Raw genomic sequence first — 15,844 nt, forward strand, 5'->3', positions numbered from 1 at the left:
ATTCACCAGAGTCCGCGCACTGGAGCCTCCTGATTGGGACGGGCCACGGGCCAATCATGGCCTGTCGGCTGAGCGGCTTGCACCGGCAACGGCATGGGAGCCCCGTTCAGGCTGGAGGAGAAGAGCGAGGGGAGGTCAGCCGTGCGCTGGGGCATCGGCAGGCTCTGCTGTTCCAACAGGGCCCTGGTGGTGGTGCCGATGGCTGAAGCGTCCCAGATGATGGCCTGCTCGGGAAAGCCGAGCCCCATCACCCGGTTGCCATCGCGGCCGCCCATGGCGATGCCGAGCATGTCGGTGATCTGGTGGCTGAGGCTGACGCCACGGGCGAAGCTGGAGCGCCAGGTGTGAGCCCGCTCGCCCATCAGCTGCGGGGTGCTCTGAACCACCTCGCAGCGGCTGACCTCCACGGGGGCACTGGGCAGCCGGCTGCTGTTGCCGCTGCCGGCCAGGGGTGCTTCCAGGGTGGTGGTGCAGATCACCGGACCCGCCAGAGCCGGAGCAGCGGCCAGCAGTGCCAGCGCAGCCATCGCGGCGGCAGCGGGGGGAGTGGCGGGGGATGTGGCTGTTCGGCGGCTGTTCATGGCGCGAAAGGCCGACTGGGCAACGGGATGGGCCTCAGACCCTGATCATCACGCAAACTAGGCCGCTGAACCGTGCTCGGCCAGGGACCTGGGCCGCAGCTCTGCCGCCACCTCCCCTCCGATGACCCTGCCACCCATCCCCTCCACAGCCCCGGAGCGGCGCCAGGTGCTGCTGGAGCTGCTGGCCACCAGGGCCTACCGCCACGGCCAGTTCACCCTGGCGTCGGGTCGCAGCAGCGACCACTATGTGAACTGCAAGCCGGTGAGCCTCAGCGGCCACGGGCTGGCCCTGCTGGCCATGGCCCTGCTGGAGCAGGTGGAGGAGGGGGCCGCGGCCGTGGCCGGCCTCACCCTCGGCGCCGATCCCCTGGTGAGCGGCGTGGCGATGGCGGCCGCCCAGGCGGGTCTGCCCCTCGACGCCCTGATCGTGCGCAAGCAGGCCAAGGGGCACGGCACCGGCGCCTGGCTGGAGGGGCCCCTGCCCGCCGCAGGGAGCCGCATCACCGTGCTTGAAGACGTGGTGACCACAGGGGGGTCCTCCCTCAAGGCCGTGGAGCAGCTGCGCGAGGCCGGCTACGTCGTGGAGAGGGTGGTGACGATCGTTGATCGCCAGGAGGGGGGCCTGGAGGCCATGACGGCGGCGGGCCTGGAGCTGCGCAGCCTCTTTCTGCTGGAGGACATCGCCGCTGCGGCTCAGACTTTGCAAGGGTGAGTCCATCGCTGAGCCCGCCATGGACCTGAACCGCTCCACCCCACCGGGCCCCTGGGACTGGCGGCCCGCCAGCCCCAGCCGCTGGCAGCAACCCGTGACTCTGGTGCGCCTTGAGGGGCCCGACAGCCTGCGCTTTCTCCATGGCCAGAGCAGCCAGGACCTGGAGCGGGCCCAGCCCGGCCAGTGCCTGGCCACCTGTTGCCTCACCCCCACCGGGCGGGTGCGCGGCCTGGCCGAAGTGCTGGTGGACGCCAGCGGGGCCTGGCTGGTGATCACCGCCGGCGATGGGGCCGCCATCCACCAGGCCCTCGACCGGGTGCTCTTCCCCGCCGATCAGGTGAATCTGGGGCCGCTGCTGGCCGGAACGCTGATCTGCCTGGAGGGCCTGGAGGCCGCCGGATCCCTGGAGGCGCCCGCCACACCTGCCTCGCCTGCCGCGGGCTGGTCCCTGCCCGGTCAGCGGCTGGTGCTCAGGGAGGACGAAGAGCTCCCCGCTGAGCTGGAGGCCCTTCCGGCCCTGGGGCCGATCGAGAGCGAGCGCTGGCGCCTCAGCCAGGGGCGAGCGCTGGCCCCCCATGAAATCAGCGATGAGGTGAACCCCTTCGAGATCGGTGTGGCGGATCGGGTCAGCCTGAGCAAGGGCTGCTACGTGGGACAGGAAACCCTGGCCAAGCTGGCCACCTACGACGGCGTCAAGCAACAACTGCGGCGCTGGTGCTGGGCGGAGCCGGCCGCAGGCAGCGCCAGCGACGGGCCAGCTCCGCTGCCGGGGGCGGTGCTGCGCACCCCCAGTGGTGAGCGGGCCGGGCGGATCACCTCCAGCCTGCGGCTGAACGCCGGGCCCGATGGCACCAGCCTCTGGCTGGGGCTGGCCCTGGTGCGGCGTCAGGCGCTGCTGGAACCACTGCTGCTGACTGGCGAGGGGATCGGCCTGGAGATCTCCGAGCCCACGGGAGTGGTGGCACCACCGGTGGGAGCTGGCGGCGCGGCGTCCTGAGTGAGCAGCCAGCGGGCCACCGCCCAGGTGGCCAGGCCGTCGTCGTGGTTGTAGCGGAAGATCCGGCGCAGGCCATGGAGGCTGCCCCGGCCCTCCGGAGTGCCATCCCCCCGCCACTGGCGCCACCAGAGCAGGCAGCGGGCGCCATCCACCCCCTTCTGGCTCCAGGCAAAGCCCAGCCAGCCCGCCACCGCCTTGAGGCCGTAGCTGTTCACCGGCAGCAGCCAGTGGCGTCGCAGCCGCTGGTGCAGGTCCACCAGGCGCTTGCGCAACGCCGCCAGCTCCCGCTCGCTGGCCCCCTGGCGCTGGGCCAGACGCACCAGCGCAATCGATTCAGTTTCGCCGTAGTGGAGCAGGGGCCAATCAGAAGGGGTGGCCGCCAGCAACCGGCGCAGACGCTGCCAGAGCCTGGCCTCGCCGTGCTCATGCAGGGCCAGCAGCGGCCTGTAGCGGCCGATGTCAGCCGCCTGCCCCTCGGGCCAGCGGCCATCGCCCCCCCGCTCGATGCGCAGGAAGCCATGCAGGAAGTCGTCGCGGGCGTCGGGGTCGGATTCGATGTCGTAGACGAGCACCCCGCTGGCGCCCGCCAGCTCGGGCAGGGCGGAGATCGGTTGGTGGGGCTCCGGCGGCAGGCGCAGGGGTTCCCCCCGCTGCTGCACGCGGGCCTGGGCCACCAGCCGCGCCGCCACCTCGCGGTGCTGCTCCCCGTGCACCTCCAGGGCATCGGCGAGGGCTTCGGGGTCGGCCGCGGCCAGGGCACTGAGCTGGGGCAGGCCCAGCTCGATCAGCAGCTCCCGCCGCTTGGCGCCGATGCCGCTCACCTCGCTGAGGTGGCCCTGCAGGGCGGCTTCGCGGTCGCAGAGGCCGCGCCAGGAGCAGAGCACACACTTCTTGCGGTCGCTCACCAGTGGCGGCGGCTGGGAGCGGGCCAGGTCTGCCGCCACTTTGGGCAGGGCCTCCTCCAGCTGGCGCTGCAGACCCTCCCCCAGCGCCAGCCGTTCCCGCTCCAGCCGCCCGGGCCCCGTCGCCACCACCAGGCCATGGCTGACCGCCCCCTGCTGCCAGCCCGAGAGCAACGTTCCCCAGAGGCCCATCACCAACCGGTGCTCGCGGGTGAGCCTTCGGCCCTGACGGGCCATCACCGGCTGGTAGGCGTAGGCCCCCCAGCGGCTCTCACCACTGCAGCGCTGCAGCAGCGGTGGGTGGGCCTCCAGCTCCAGGCCGGCGGGGCCCCGGCCCTTGAGACGCACACCCACCACCGCCGGGGCACCGGCAGCGCAGGCGGCTTCCCTGGCCAGCGGCTGCCGCTCCAGCAAGCTCACGAAACAGCGCTGCTGATCGTCGAGCTGGAGGGCCCGGTGGGCGCTCCACAGCCGCTGGCCCTGATCCCCATGGCGATCGAGCCAGGCACGGCGCCGACAGCGCAGCCAGCTGCGCAGCAACCGGTCGCTCACCAGCCGGTTGGACGGTTCAGCAGACATGGCGGCAGGCTACGGCGGACAGTGGCCTGCCGCCAGGCCGGCACCCGCTGAACCCCAGGCAGGGCGGCCTGCTGCTACGAGCTACTCAACCCCGCTGAGCCCATGGCGTCTGCCCCCCTGCCCCTGGAACCCAGCCCGATCAAATTCGGCACCGACGGCTGGCGCGGCATCCTTGGCGTCGATGTGACGCTGGAGCGCCTGCTGGTGGTGGCCGCGGCCGCGGCCCGCGAACTGGAACGCGCCGCGCCGGCGCAACTCAGCAGCCGCGAGGTGGTGATCGGCTACGACCGCCGCTTCCTGGCACCGGAGCTGGCCGAAGCCATCGCCAGCGCCGTGCGCGGCGCCGATCTCGAGCCGGTGCTCACCGATTCGGCCGTGCCCACCCCCGCCTGCAGCTGGGCGGTGGTGGAGCGGGGCGCCCTCGGGGCTCTGGTGATCACCGCCAGCCACAACCCCCCCGAGTGGATCGGCCTGAAGATCAAGGGCCATTTCGGCGGCTCGGTGGAGGAGTCCTTCACCGCCGCTGTGGAGAGGCGCCTGGAGGCGGGGGGGCTCAGCGTGCCCATCCCGGGCGACACCCCGCGCCTCGATGGCTGGGGCGGCTACCTGGCGGGTCTGAGCCAGCTGGTGGACACAGGCGCCCTGCGCCTTGGGCTGGAGTCGATGGGTCTGCGGGTGATCGTGGATCCCATGCACGGCTCGGCCGCCGGGGGATTGCCGGCCCTGCTGGGGGCCGGAGCACAGAGCGGATCACAGAGCGGTGAGGGAGGCGCCGGTGGCGCAGCCGAGGGCTCAGGCGAGGGCTGCATCGAGGAGATCCGCTCCTGGCGTGATCCGCTCTTCGGTGGCCATCCGCCCGAGCCGCTGGCGCCCTACCTGCAGGAGCTGATCGCCGCGGTGCGGGCCAGCGCTGAGGCCGGCCGACCGGCTGTGGGGATCGTCTTCGATGGCGACGGCGACCGCATCGCCGCGATCGACGAGCGCGGCCGCTACTGCAGCACCCAGCTGCTGATGCCCCTGCTGATTGATCACCTGGCCCGAGCTCGGCAACTGCCGGGAGCGGTGATCAAGACCGTGAGTGGCTCCGACCTGATGCAGCTGGTGGCCGAGGGGCTGGGGCGAGCGGTGATCGAGAAGCCCGTGGGCTTCAAGTACATCGCCACGGAAATGCTCGCCGGCGGGGTGCTGGTGGGCGGCGAGGAATCGGGCGGCGTGGGCTTCGGCATGCACCTGCCCGAACGGGATGCCCTCTTCGCCGCCCTGCTGGTGCTGGAGGCGCTCGTGGAAGGCGGCCTGCCCCTGGGCGAGCGCCTCGATCGGCTCCAGGCCGCCCACGGCGGCGCCAGCGCCTACGACCGGCTCGACCTGCGCCTGCGGGACATGGCCAGCCGCGAGCGGCTGGAGCACCAGCTGGCCCAGGAGCCCCCCACCAGCGTGGCCGGCTGGCCGGTGCAGGAGGTGGTGAGCACCGATGGGGTGAAACTGCGCCTCGGCCCCAGCCACTGGCTGATGCTGCGCTTCTCCGGCACCGAACCGCTGCTGAGGCTCTACAGCGAGGCCCCCAGCGGGGAGCGGGTGGCGGAGATCCTGGCCTGGGCCCGTCAGTTCGCCGAAGCGGCATGAGCATCCCCAGCCCCCAGCCGGCCCCGAGGGTGCTGGTGATCGCCAGCGGCAATGCCGGCAAGATCAGGGAGTTCACGGCTCTGCTGGCCTCGGCGGGCCCGGAGCTCGGCCTGGAGGTGCGTCCCCAGCCCCAGGGCCTGGAGGTGGAGGAAGACGGCGACAGCTTCGCCGCCAACGCCCGCCTCAAGGCCGAAGCCGTGGCGCGGATCACGGGGCACTGGACCTTGGCCGATGATTCCGGATTGAGCGTCGAGGCCCTCGGCGGAGCCCCCGGCATCCACTCCGCCCGCTACGCCAGCTCCGATCCGGAGCGCATCGCCCGGCTGCTGCGGGAGCTGGCGGGAGAGAGCAACCGGCGGGCGATCTTCACGGCCGCCCTGGCGGTGGCTGATCCCAGTGGTCGGACCATCCTGGAAGTTGAAGGCCACTGCCAGGGTGAGATCCTGGAGACTCCAAGCGGGGAGGGCGGCTTCGGCTACGACCCACTGTTCCTGGTGGCTGAAACGAGCCTCAGCTTTGCCCAGATGACACCTGATCTCAAGCGACGCGTGGGCCACCGCGGCCGGGCCCTCGACGCCCTGCTGCCACCACTGCTGCAGCTCTTCGGCGGGGAGGTGGCTTGATGGCCAGCCGCAGGCGAGTGCGGCGGGGTCTGGGCAGGGCGATGGCGGTAGCCAGGGCCGTGGCGGTGGGAAGCCTCCTTGCCCTGGCGGCAGTGAGCCCGTCGATGCCTGGGTTGGCGGCCCCGCTGAAGACCCCCAGAGCAGCCCCGGCCCTCTCCGCTCAACCCCTCGCTCAACCCCTGCCCTCCTGGCGTGAGGGACCCACCAAGGCACGGATCCTGGCCTTCATCGCCAGCGTCAGCCGCGAGGGGGACGCGGCCTATGTGCCACCGGCGGAGCGCATCGCTGTTTTTGACAACGACGGCACGCTCTGGTCGGAGCAGCCGATGTACGTGCAGCTGGCCTTCGCGATCGAGCGGGCCCGCGCCCTGGTGGCCCAGCAGCCCGAACTGGCCGCCAATCCGGTGCTGGCTGCGGCGGCCGCGGCCGGGAACGGCGAAGCGGTGCTGACCATGGGCACCAAAGGTCTGCTGGAGCTGGTGACGATCACCCATGCGGGCATGAGCACCGAGGTGTTCCGCGACCTGGTGCGCGAGTGGCTCGATGGCGCCTGCCACCCCACCTGGAAGCGTCCCTACACCGCGCTCACCTACCAGCCGATGCGGGAGCTGCTCGACCACATGCGCGCCAACGGCTTTCGCACCTACATCGTCTCCGGTGGCGGCGTGGAGTTCATGCGGGTGTTCGCCGAAGAGGTCTACGGAGTTCCCCCCGAGCAGGTGATCGGCTCGACCGTGGGCACCCAGTTCAGCCGCCGGGCCGGCCGCCCGGTGATCCTGCGCAAGCCCGAGCTGCAGGTGGTCAACGATCAGGCGATCAAACCGGTGATGATCGAGCAGGTGATCGGCCGCAGGCCCATCGCCGCCTTCGGCAACTCCGATGGCGATTTCGAGATGCTCGAGTGGACCACCAGCCAGCCCGGTTCACGGCTGGGGGTGATCATTCACCACGACGATCCGGAGCGGGAGGTGGCCTACGACAGCCCATCCGCCTTCGGTCGCCTCGATCGAGCGCTGCGGGAGGCGCCGCGGCGGGGCTGGTCGGTGGTGTCGATGCGCGACGACTGGAGCCAGGTGTTCGCTGCCCCCGCAGCCCCTGGCGATTCAGCCGGAGCCGGGGGAGCCAACCGCTGCGCGGGTGGCACTGGGCAGCTCCCCGAACAGCCGGCTGTAGTCCCGGGCGAAATGCCCCGGGTTGAGGAAGCCCCAGCTGGCCGCCAGCCCTGAGATCGTCACCGTGTCCGGGCCCGCCCCCAGCAGCGCCCGGCGCACCCCATGCAGCCGCTGCAGCTTGAAATAGGCCATCGGGCCGAGGCCCAGGTGCTCCTGGAATCCCTGGATCAAGCAGCGCCGCCCCACATGCACCTGCTGGCAGAGGGTCTCCAGGCTGATCGGCTCCTCGGGATGGTCCATCACCCAGTCCTGCAGCTGCTTGACCAGGGCGATCCGGGCCGGGGGCCGGGTCGGGGCGCCCTGCAGCTCCAGGCCGTGGCCCAGGGCCTCCGCCAGCAGGGGCATCAGGGCGCCCTCGGGCCTGCCTGGAAGCGGTGGCGGCGGCCCCGCCCCCACGATGAACTGCCCCTCCCGAAACGACAAGGCGTTGAGCAGGTGCCCTCTGAGCGCAACCCGGTGGTGGGTGGCGATGGGCAGGAGGTTGGCGCGGAAGGGGGCCGTCTCCAGGTCGAGGCCGCCCGGGCCATCGCTCCAGGGCGTCAGGCTGGTGGGCTCCAGCAGCAGCAGCGCCAGGTCCATCCGCTCGGGAGTGGAGAGGTGCACCTCCCCGCGGGGATCGAGCCCGAAGAGCACCTCGGCGCCGATACGCGTTCCGTGGGCCCGCAGGGGCAGCGCGCTGCTGTGGGGGTGCAGGCTCAGGGCGATCATCCGCTGATCCCGAGGTTTGCCGCCCGCCACATGCAGGCGACGGTTGGCCTGGAGGCGCAGCAACCGCAACGGCCCAAGACGGCTGAAGAACAGGCTGCCGTTGAGACGGCCGTTGGAGAGCTGGCTCAGCCGCAGATCAAGCCCAGCGCTCCGCAACTGGGTTTCCAGCTGTTCGACGGCCTCAAACCTCTGGGCCGGGGCCATCGGCGCTTGCACTTTCTGAGTGGGCTCACACTGCCATGGGCGGCATGTTGAGGAAGAGTTCACCTGCGCGACGACCCCGCCTCCCATGCCCAACGGAAAGCCCAACGTCCTGATCCTCTGGGGCGACGACATCGGCCAGAGCAACCTGAGCTGTTACAGCGACGGCCTGATGGGGTACCAGACCCCGAACATCGACCGCGTCGCCAAGGAGGGCGCCAAGTTCATTCACTACTACGCCGAGCAGAGCTGCACCGCCGGCCGCGCCGCCTTCATCTCCGGCCAGAGCGTGCTCCGCACCGGCCTCAGCAAGGTGGGCCTGCCCGGCGCCAAGGTGGGCTATCAGGACGAAGACCCCACCATCGCCGAGCTGCTCAAGCCCCAGGGCTACCGCACGGGTCAGTTCGGCAAAAACCACTTCGGGGATCGGGATGAATATCTGCCGACGATGCACGGCTTCGATGAGTTCTTCGGCAACCTGTATCACCTGAACGCCGAAGAAGAACCTGAGCTGCGCGACTATCCCCCCGAAGCTGACTACCCCAACTTCAAGAAGAATTTCGGACCCCGCGGCGTGTTGCACTGCTGGGCCAATGGCGACGGCACCCAGCGCATCGAGAACACCGGCCCGCTGACCAAGAAGCGGATGGAGACGGCCGACGAAGAGTTCATGAAGGAGGCCAAGCGCTTCATCAAGGACGCGGTGGCTTCCGGGGAGCCGTTCTTCGTGTGGTTCAACACCACCCACATGCACTTCCGCACCCATGCCAGGCCCCAGGATGTCGGCCAGTCAGGGCGGTGGCAATCGGTCTACCACGACGTGATGATCTATCACGACAACTGCATCGGTGAGATGCTCGACCTGGTGGACGAGCTGGGCATCAGCGACGACACGATCGTGATGTACAGCACTGATAACGGTCCGCACATGAACAGCTGGCCCGATGCCGGCATGACCCCCTTCCGCAACGAGAAGAACTCCAACTGGGAAGGGGCCTACCGGGTACCCTGCCTGGTGCGCTGGCCCGGCCAGATCGAGCCCGGCAGCCTGTTCACCGGCATCGTCAGCCACCTCGACTGGCTGCCCACGCTGCTGGCGGCCGCCGGTGAACCGGACATCAAGCAGAAGTGCCTGGAGGGCCACCAGGTGGGCAACAAGACCTTCAAGGTGCACCTGGATGGCTACAACATGCTCGACTACTGGACCGGCAAAACCGACACCAGCCCGCGGATAGATTTCTTCTACTTCTCCGACGACGGCGATCTCACGGCGCTGCGTTACGACAACTGGAAGTTCGTGTTCATGGAGCAGCGCGCCGTCGGCACGCTGCAGATCTGGCTGGAGCCTTTCACTGTGTTGCGCGTCCCCAAGATCTTCAACCTGCTCACCGATCCCTACGAGCGGGCCGACATCACCTCCAACACCTACTTTGACTGGCTGATGGACCATGTCTTCCTACTGGTTCCAGCTCAGGCGAGGGTGGCCCAGGCCCTGGAAACCCTCAGGGCCTTCCCGCCGCGCCAGAAGGCGGCCAGCTTCACGGTGAGCGATGCGATCGAGAAGATGACGGCCACCCTCGGCAGCTCCTGACGATCCGATGCCGCCCGCTCCCCTGTCTCGTCCCAGTCCAGCCCCTCAGGCCCTGAGGCCTCCGGGGCGTCCGCCGGCTCGGGACATGGCCTGGATTCCCGGCGGCAGCTTTTCGATGGGCTCCGATGCCCACTACCCGGAGGAGGCCCCAGCCCACCGGGTGGTGCTGGATGGCTTCTGGATCGATCGCAGCCCGGTCACCAACGCCCAGTTCCGCAAGTTCGTCAAGGCCACGGGTCATGTGACCCTGGCCGAGCGTCCGGCGGATCCGGCGGCCTATCCCGGCGCCCTGCCGGAGCTGCTGGTGCCGAGTTCGATCGTCTTCGTGCCGCCGCCGGGGCCCCTCAGTACCGGTGATCCCTACCGCTGGTGGCAGTACCTGCCCGGTGCCAACTGGCGACACCCGGAAGGACCGGGCAGCTCGATCAAGACCCGCGAGCACCATCCTGTGGTGCATGTGGCCCACGAGGATGCTCTGGCCTATGCCGCGTGGGCCGGCAAGCAACTGCCCAGCGAGGCGGAGTGGGAGCGGGCCGCCCGCGGCGGTATGGAGGGGATTGAATTCGCCTGGGGGGAGGAGCTCCATCCCGGCGGGCGGCCGATGGCCAACACCTTCCAGGGGGACTTCCCCCACCACAACAGCCTCCTGGATGGCTGGGAGCGCACCTCGCCGGTGGGAACCTTCCCGGCCAATGGATACGGCCTGCTCGACATGATCGGCAACGTCTGGGAGTGGACCGACGACTGGTACGCCGGCCATGGCGCCACCGTGGCGGCCCACAAGCAGGCGGGGGGCTGCTGCACGATCGAGTCCCCCCGGGGGACCTCGCGGCAAGCGAGCATCGACACCAGCTCCCAGCACGGCACCATCCCCCGCAAGGTGGTGAAGGGCGGCTCCTTCCTCTGCGCCCCCAGCTACTGCCGCCGCTACCGGCCCGCGGCCCGCATGGCCCAGGGCCTCGACACCTCCACCTGCCACATGGGCTTCCGTTGCCTGGTGCGGCCGCCCGTGGCCTCCCCTCCCCCCTCCCAGCCATGACCTTCGCCTTCCTCAACGGGCTTGAGCTGCTGGCGGGTCAACTGCGCCTGGTTCTGGAAACCCTCTCGGTGCTCTGCGTGCTGGCGGGGCTGCTCGCCACCCTGGTGCGGGCCCTCACCCAGCCCCACCGCCGGCCCTGGCGCCTGCGCCCCTCGAACGGCGTGCGGCTCACCTTCGGCAGCTGGTTGGCGATGGCGCTGGAATTCCAGCTCGCCTCCGACATCGTGGCCACCACCACGGCGCCCACCGAAAGCAACCTGATCCAGCTGGGGGTGGTGGCCGTGATCCGCACCTTCCTCAACTTCTTCCTCTCCAAGGAACTGGAGGCCGAAAGGGAGCTGGAGCAGCGGCGCAGCCCGGATGCCACCTCTTAAGCCCCTCCCACTGCAGATCACACCGCCGTGAGCCTCAACAACGAACTGGCCAAGGAACGCAACCGGGCCGCGGCCGAGCGCACCCTGATGGCCTGGATCCGCACCTGCCTGTCGCTGATCAGCTTCGGCTTCGGCCTCGACAAGATCATCGGCGCGATCCAGGCCAGCCGTTTTGAGGGCAGTTCCCATGCCCACCTCAGCGTGCGCCTGATCTCCATCGGCTTCGTGATCACAGGGATCCTGGCCATGGCCGCCGCCACCCGCCAGCACCGCAGCACCCTGCGGCGCCTCAAGTCCGACGACTTCACCTACCGCGAAGAGACCTCGGTCAGCACCGCCACGGCCCTGGCCCTCACCGTGATCGGTGTGGTGGCCCTGGTGCTGCTGGTGGCCGGTGGCGGGGGGAGCGTATGAGCGGCGCCGCAGCGGCCCTGGTGGGCCTGACCCTGTTCAGCTTGATGTTCAGCCTGGGGCTCAGCCTGGAGCTCGATGGATCTGAGATGAGGAAGGCGCGGCGGCGGCCAGGCGTGCTGATCCGGGTGCTGATCGGCTCCTGCCTGCTGGTGCCCCTGCTGGCCCTGCTGCTGCTGGCCTCCCCGCCTGGCCTGGCCCTGGCACCGCCGGCACGCTTCGGCATCGCCCTGATGGCCCTCTGCCCCAGTGCCCCTCTGGCGATGCGCAAGGCCCGGACGGCGGGAGGGGCATCGGAGCTGGCGGCCCTGCTGCAGGTGTCCGCCGCCCTGCTGGCCGTGGCCTCGATTCCACTGATGGCCCAGGTCTTCCGCCACAGCTTCGCCATCGAGGGATGGGAGCTCAGGCCGGAGCAGGTGATGGTCCAGATCAGTCAGGTGCAGCTGCTGCCGCTGCTCTGCGGCATCGCTCTGCGCCGCTGGCAGCCTGCTCTCACGCACCGTTTTGAGGGGACCGCGATGCGGCTGGCGAACGCCCTGCTGGTTCTGCTGGTGGTCCTGTTCCTGGTGGCATTGGGCCCTGATCTGCTGGCCTTCGTGATCGGCAACGGCCCGGCCCTGCTGGTCATGGCCCTGATGACCCTGGGCTCCCTGGGCCTCGGTGCCCTGCTGGCCGGCAGAGATCCGATCGCCCGCACCACCGTGCCGCTGGTGACCTCCATGCGCAATCCAGGCCTGGCGCTGCTGTTCGCCGGGATCCACGGCGGCGGCATGCCCGAGATCAAGACGGCGATCCTGGCCTATCTGCTGGTCACGATCCTCGTTTCGATTCCCTTTGTGAGCTGGCGGAAAAAGCGGAGGATTGCGGGCTGATCCCCTGGATCCGGCGGGTTCGCCCCAGGCGTCTGGAGTCAGGATCATTCCGTTCCTTCAGCTTCAGGCATGCCCCCGTTGCTTTCCTCACTTCGGCCCAGGGGCAGCCGGCGCGGGCTGCAGCAGGCGGATCTCTCAGCCGGGCTGACCGCCGCCGCGGTGGTACTGCCCAAGGCGATGGCCTACGCCACGATCGCCGGCCTGCCGGTGCAGGTGGGGCTCTACACGGCCCTGGTGCCGATGGCGCTCTATGCCCTGCTGGGCAGCTCCAGGCCCCTGAGCGTGAGCACCACCACCACCCTGGCGATCCTGGTGGGCAGCGAACTGAACCGGATCTCGCCGTCGGGCGACCCCGGCGCCCTGGCGGCGGCCAGCGCCACCCTGGCCCTGCTGGTGGGGGCGATGCTCTGCGGCGCGGCCCTGCTGCGGCTGGGCTTCATCGCCAACTTCATCTCCGAGTCGGTGCTGGTGGGCTTCAAATCCGGCATCGGCCTGGTGATCGTGGTGGATCAGCTGCCGAAGCTGCTGGGGCTGCATGTGGAGAAGGAAGGCTTCTTCCGCGACCTCGGCGCTCTGATCAGTCAGATCCCCCAGGCCTCACTCGCCACGGTGCTGCTCTCGGCCGGTCTGTTCAGCCTGCTACTGGGCCTGCGGCGCCGCTGGCCGTCACTGCCGGCGCCGCTGCTGCTGGTGGCCGTCGCCATCGCCAGCTGCGGCCTGCTGGGGCTCGATCGCTTCGGCGTGGAGCTGGTGGGCGCGGTGCCCAGGGGCCTGCCCCCCCTCAGCTGGCCCCAGCTGGATCTGATCGGCGGGCTCTGGCCGGGGGCGGCGGGCATCGCGACGATCAGCTTCACCGAGAGCATCGCAGCGGCCCGGGCCTTCCGCGCCAGTGATGAACCCTCGCCCAATCCCGACCGGGAACTGCTGGCCCTGGGGGTCGCCAACATCGGCGGTGGTCTCTTCGGGGCGATGGCGGCGGGGGGCGGCACCACCCAGACGGCGGTGAACCGTCAGGCCGGTGCCCGCAGCCAGGGGGCCGAACTGGTGACGGCGGCTGCCGCCCTGGCCACGCTGCTGCTGCTGGCCCCCTGGCTGGCGCTGATGCCCCTGGCCGCCCTGGCGGTGGTGGTGATCGTCTACTCCTTCGAGCTGATCGCCCCCGGTGAGTTTCTGGCGATCCGCCGCGTGCGCCATGCCGAATTCCAGTGGGCCGTGGTGGCCTTCCTGGGGGTGGTGTTCCTGGGCACCCTCCAGGGCATCCTTGTGGCCGTGATCCTCTCGCTGCTGGCCCTGGTGCAGCAGGAGGTGAACCCGCCGGTGTATGCCATCGGCCGTAAGCGCGGCACCGATGTGTTCCGCCCGCTCTCGGAGCGCCACGCCGCCGATGAGACCTGGCCAGGGCTGCTGCTGCTGCGCGCCGAAGGGCGCCTGTTCTTCGCCAATGCCCACGGCGTGCTCACCCGCATGGGCGCCGAGGTGGAGCAGCACCGGCCCCAAGTGGTGGTGCTCGATGGCAGCGCCCTGATCGACATCGAATACTCCGCCCTCAAAACGCTCACCGAAATGGAACGGCGCCTGGCGGGCGACGGCATCAGCCTCTGGCTGGCCGGTCTGAACCCCTCCGTGCTGGAGGTGATCCGTCGCTCCGAGCTGGGTCAGCGGCTGGGCCAGGCGCGCATGCACCGCAACATCGAGCGGGCCGTGGAACATTATCTGGCTGCAGCGAAGGTTGAGCCCTGAACATTGCAGTCAGGGCGTCAGCCCTGGGGCAGGGTGCTGGGGTTGCCGTTGCGCAGGGCGTGATAGCCGGGCGAGAGAATTTCCACCCCCGCCTCCGCAAACTGATCCTGCAGGGCGGCGAGCATCGCGGAGAGGGTTTCGCGGTAGAGCGACACATCCCCCAGATAGGCCACCAGCTCATAGCTGATGTGGAAATCATTGAGGGAGGTCTGCAGCACGAAGGGGGCGATTTCGCCGGTGATTCCCTCCACGCTGTTGGCGGCAGCCAGCATCAGTTCATGCACCTGCCGCCAGGGCACGTCGTAGCCGATGGTGATCGTGGTGGAGAGCGCCACCGGCTTGAGAATCTCCCGGCGCGAGAAGCTGAAATTCACCACCGAGGCACCGATCACCATGGCATTGGGAATGCTCACCAGTTCGTTGCGGGGCGTGCGCACCCGGGTCACCAGCAGCGCCCTCTCCTGCACCACCCCCACCGTTCCGTTGATCTCAACGCGATCGCCGAGGCGAAAAGCGCGGGTGTAGATCAGCATCACGCCACTGATGATGTTGGTGGCGATGGCACTGGAGCCGAGGGCCGCCAGGGCACCCACGAACAGGCCGGCGCCCTGGAAGGCCTGGCTGCCGGATCCGGGGATGTAGGGGTAGGCCAGCACCACCCCCACCAGGGAGATGAAGATCGTCACCAGCCGTGCCGTGGGCAGGGCCCACTCCTGATGAAAACCGGGAATGCGCAGCCGGCCGCGATCGAGGGCAGCGAACCAGGCCTTGCTGGCACGGATCGCCAGCACCGTGCCCGTGATGATCACCAGGATCCAGAACAGATCGGGGATCGCCCCGGCCACAGCGCCTGCTGCGTTCTCGATCACCTGCAGGATCTGCTGACGCAGGCCAGCGGCGACGACCTGCGTGGGCGGAAACAGGCTCAGCAGCAAGGGCACCAGCAGGTAGCTGATCAGCAGCAACAGGAACCAGTGGCTGAGGCGGCGGACCAGCTGCAGGATCTGGCGCACCTGAGTGGATTCCAGCAGCTGGTTGGAGCCGATGCGCAGGCCCTGCAAGCGACGGTTCTGATCAAGGGCAATCCACTGGGCCAGCCGCCGGTTCAGCTTCAGCTGGGTGCGCAGCCAGACCAGATAGACGGCCAGCACCAGCAGAGCCAGCAGGGTGCCCTGGATCCAGGCGATGGGGGTGTTGCTGCGTCTGTAGGCGCTGATCGCCGCCGCCAGCTCGCCGCGGTAGCGCTCGGCCAGCTGTTGCCGGCTGAGGCCGAAGCAGGCGCCGGCCTTGTCATCGACGGCCATCAGCCGATCGCTGCTGCCATCAGGCCGCTTGATCACCAGGAAGGTGTACGGCGGGGCATCACTGACCGCCAGATTCTCCGGCTGGAACGACTGGTCCTTGGCCAGGCGGAGCAGCTCCCGGTTGGCTTGGCGCACGAACCCCGCAGGGCTCTGGGCGCCGACCGCCGCGCGGACTTCCAGCACCTGGCGCCCATCGAGGGTCAGGAACTGGGGTGGATCGGCACAGCCCGGCCTGGTGCTGGCGGGCGGGGAAGACGATGGCTCCTGCTGGGCCTGGAGGGGAGACGGTGTCACCGCCCCCATCCCCAGAGCCAGCACCAGGGCGAGCAGCAGCCACAGAGCCGCCCGCAGCCCCCGTCTCAGCCCGCCTGATCGCCCCACGGCACCCCTCACAGCTGGCTCAACTGGATTGCAC

At 69.7% G+C, this 15,844-nt stretch carries 14 protein-coding genes and 1 pseudogene; 11 read left to right on the plus strand and 4 right to left on the minus strand.

Annotation, left to right across the window (positions count from 1 at the left end; genetic code table 11):
* Positions 1-2: 2 nt before the first annotated feature.
* Positions 3-581: an occludin/ELL family protein gene (locus tag KQ304_RS04640; RefSeq protein ID WP_259735943.1), complete on the minus strand. Its 579-nt coding sequence runs from the start codon at positions 579-581 to the stop codon at positions 3-5.
* A 121-nt stretch (positions 582-702) separates the two neighbouring features.
* Here KQ304_RS04640 and pyrE point away from each other — a divergent pair, with 121 nt between their 5' ends.
* Together pyrE and KQ304_RS04650 are read left to right on the plus strand one after the other, a co-directional pair.
* Entirely contained in the window at positions 703-1,293 is a 591-nt protein-coding gene (pyrE, locus tag KQ304_RS04645; protein ID WP_259735944.1) for an orotate phosphoribosyltransferase, read from the plus strand.
* A gap of 19 nt (positions 1,294-1,312) precedes the next feature.
* On the plus strand, positions 1,313-2,290 hold the full coding sequence (locus tag KQ304_RS04650) for a folate-binding protein YgfZ (protein ID WP_259735945.1): 978 nt from the start codon (positions 1,313-1,315) through the stop codon (positions 2,288-2,290).
* On the opposite strand, the gene KQ304_RS04655 is transcribed toward KQ304_RS04650, so the two are convergent.
* Positions 2,179-3,771: a TM0106 family RecB-like putative nuclease gene (locus tag KQ304_RS04655; protein WP_259735946.1), complete on the minus strand. Its 1,593-nt coding sequence runs from the start codon at positions 3,769-3,771 to the stop codon at positions 2,179-2,181. The genes KQ304_RS04650 and KQ304_RS04655 overlap by 112 nt on opposite strands.
* A gap of 102 nt (positions 3,772-3,873) precedes the next feature.
* Between KQ304_RS04655 and KQ304_RS04660 the strand changes: the two genes are divergently transcribed.
* The 3 genes from KQ304_RS04660 to KQ304_RS04670 are packed head-to-tail and all read left to right on the plus strand — an operon-like array spanning position 3,874 to position 7,243.
* Entirely contained in the window at positions 3,874-5,394 is a 1,521-nt protein-coding gene (locus KQ304_RS04660; RefSeq protein ID WP_259735947.1) for a phosphoglucomutase/phosphomannomutase family protein, read from the plus strand.
* Entirely contained in the window at positions 5,391-6,017 is a 627-nt protein-coding gene (gene rdgB, locus KQ304_RS04665) for an RdgB/HAM1 family non-canonical purine NTP pyrophosphatase (protein ID WP_259735948.1), read from the plus strand. The genes KQ304_RS04660 and rdgB overlap by 4 nt, the downstream gene beginning before the upstream one ends.
* Positions 6,017-7,243: an HAD family phosphatase gene (locus KQ304_RS04670; RefSeq protein ID WP_259735949.1), complete on the plus strand. Its 1,227-nt coding sequence runs from the start codon at positions 6,017-6,019 to the stop codon at positions 7,241-7,243. Before rdgB ends, KQ304_RS04670 begins: the two co-directional genes overlap by 1 nt.
* Here the strand turns inward: KQ304_RS04670 and KQ304_RS13675 are convergent.
* Positions 7,208-8,233: pseudogene (locus tag KQ304_RS13675) on the minus strand (hypothetical protein); the annotation flags it as partial. The gene KQ304_RS04670 and the pseudogene KQ304_RS13675 overlap by 36 nt on opposite strands.
* On the opposite strand from KQ304_RS13675, the gene KQ304_RS04680 reads away from it, so the two are divergent.
* The 6 genes from KQ304_RS04680 (at position 8,187) to KQ304_RS04705 (ending at position 14,125) form a co-directional block, all read left to right on the plus strand.
* Positions 8,187-9,689 (plus strand): arylsulfatase, encoded by a 1,503-nt coding sequence (locus KQ304_RS04680; protein WP_259735950.1) that lies wholly within the window; start codon positions 8,187-8,189, stop codon positions 9,687-9,689. The pseudogene KQ304_RS13675 and the gene KQ304_RS04680 sit on opposite strands and share 47 nt — an antisense overlap.
* 85 nt (positions 9,690-9,774) lie before the next feature.
* Complete coding sequence (locus KQ304_RS04685) at positions 9,775-10,728, plus strand: formylglycine-generating enzyme family protein (protein ID WP_259735951.1); 954 nt, start codon at positions 9,775-9,777, stop codon at positions 10,726-10,728.
* Positions 10,725-11,102 carry a DUF1622 domain-containing protein gene (locus KQ304_RS04690; protein ID WP_259735952.1) on the plus strand — a complete coding sequence of 126 codons (378 nt, stop codon included), beginning with the start codon at positions 10,725-10,727 and terminating at the stop codon, positions 11,100-11,102. Before KQ304_RS04685 ends, KQ304_RS04690 begins: the two co-directional genes overlap by 4 nt.
* A gap of 27 nt (positions 11,103-11,129) precedes the next feature.
* The gene (locus tag KQ304_RS04695; RefSeq protein ID WP_259735953.1) at positions 11,130-11,516 is read left to right on the plus strand and encodes a YidH family protein; all 387 of its coding nucleotides are present in this window, start codon (positions 11,130-11,132) and stop codon (positions 11,514-11,516) included.
* Positions 11,513-12,385 carry a bile acid:sodium symporter gene (locus KQ304_RS04700; RefSeq protein WP_259735954.1) on the plus strand — a complete coding sequence of 291 codons (873 nt, stop codon included), beginning with the start codon at positions 11,513-11,515 and terminating at the stop codon, positions 12,383-12,385. The genes KQ304_RS04695 and KQ304_RS04700 overlap by 4 nt, the downstream gene beginning before the upstream one ends.
* 69 nt (positions 12,386-12,454) lie before the next feature.
* Complete coding sequence (locus tag KQ304_RS04705) at positions 12,455-14,125, plus strand: SulP family inorganic anion transporter (RefSeq protein ID WP_259735955.1); 1,671 nt, start codon at positions 12,455-12,457, stop codon at positions 14,123-14,125.
* 17 nt (positions 14,126-14,142) lie between these two features.
* Here the strand turns inward: KQ304_RS04705 and KQ304_RS04710 are convergent, their stop codons facing one another.
* Positions 14,143-15,810 carry a mechanosensitive ion channel family protein gene (locus KQ304_RS04710; RefSeq protein ID WP_259735956.1) on the minus strand — a complete coding sequence of 556 codons (1,668 nt, stop codon included), beginning with the start codon at positions 15,808-15,810 and terminating at the stop codon, positions 14,143-14,145.
* Positions 15,811-15,844 lie beyond the last annotated feature (34 nt).

Source organism: Synechococcus sp. CS-1329, from assembly GCF_025128055.1.
GTDB lineage: Bacteria > Cyanobacteriota > Cyanobacteriia > PCC-6307 > Cyanobiaceae > Regnicoccus_A.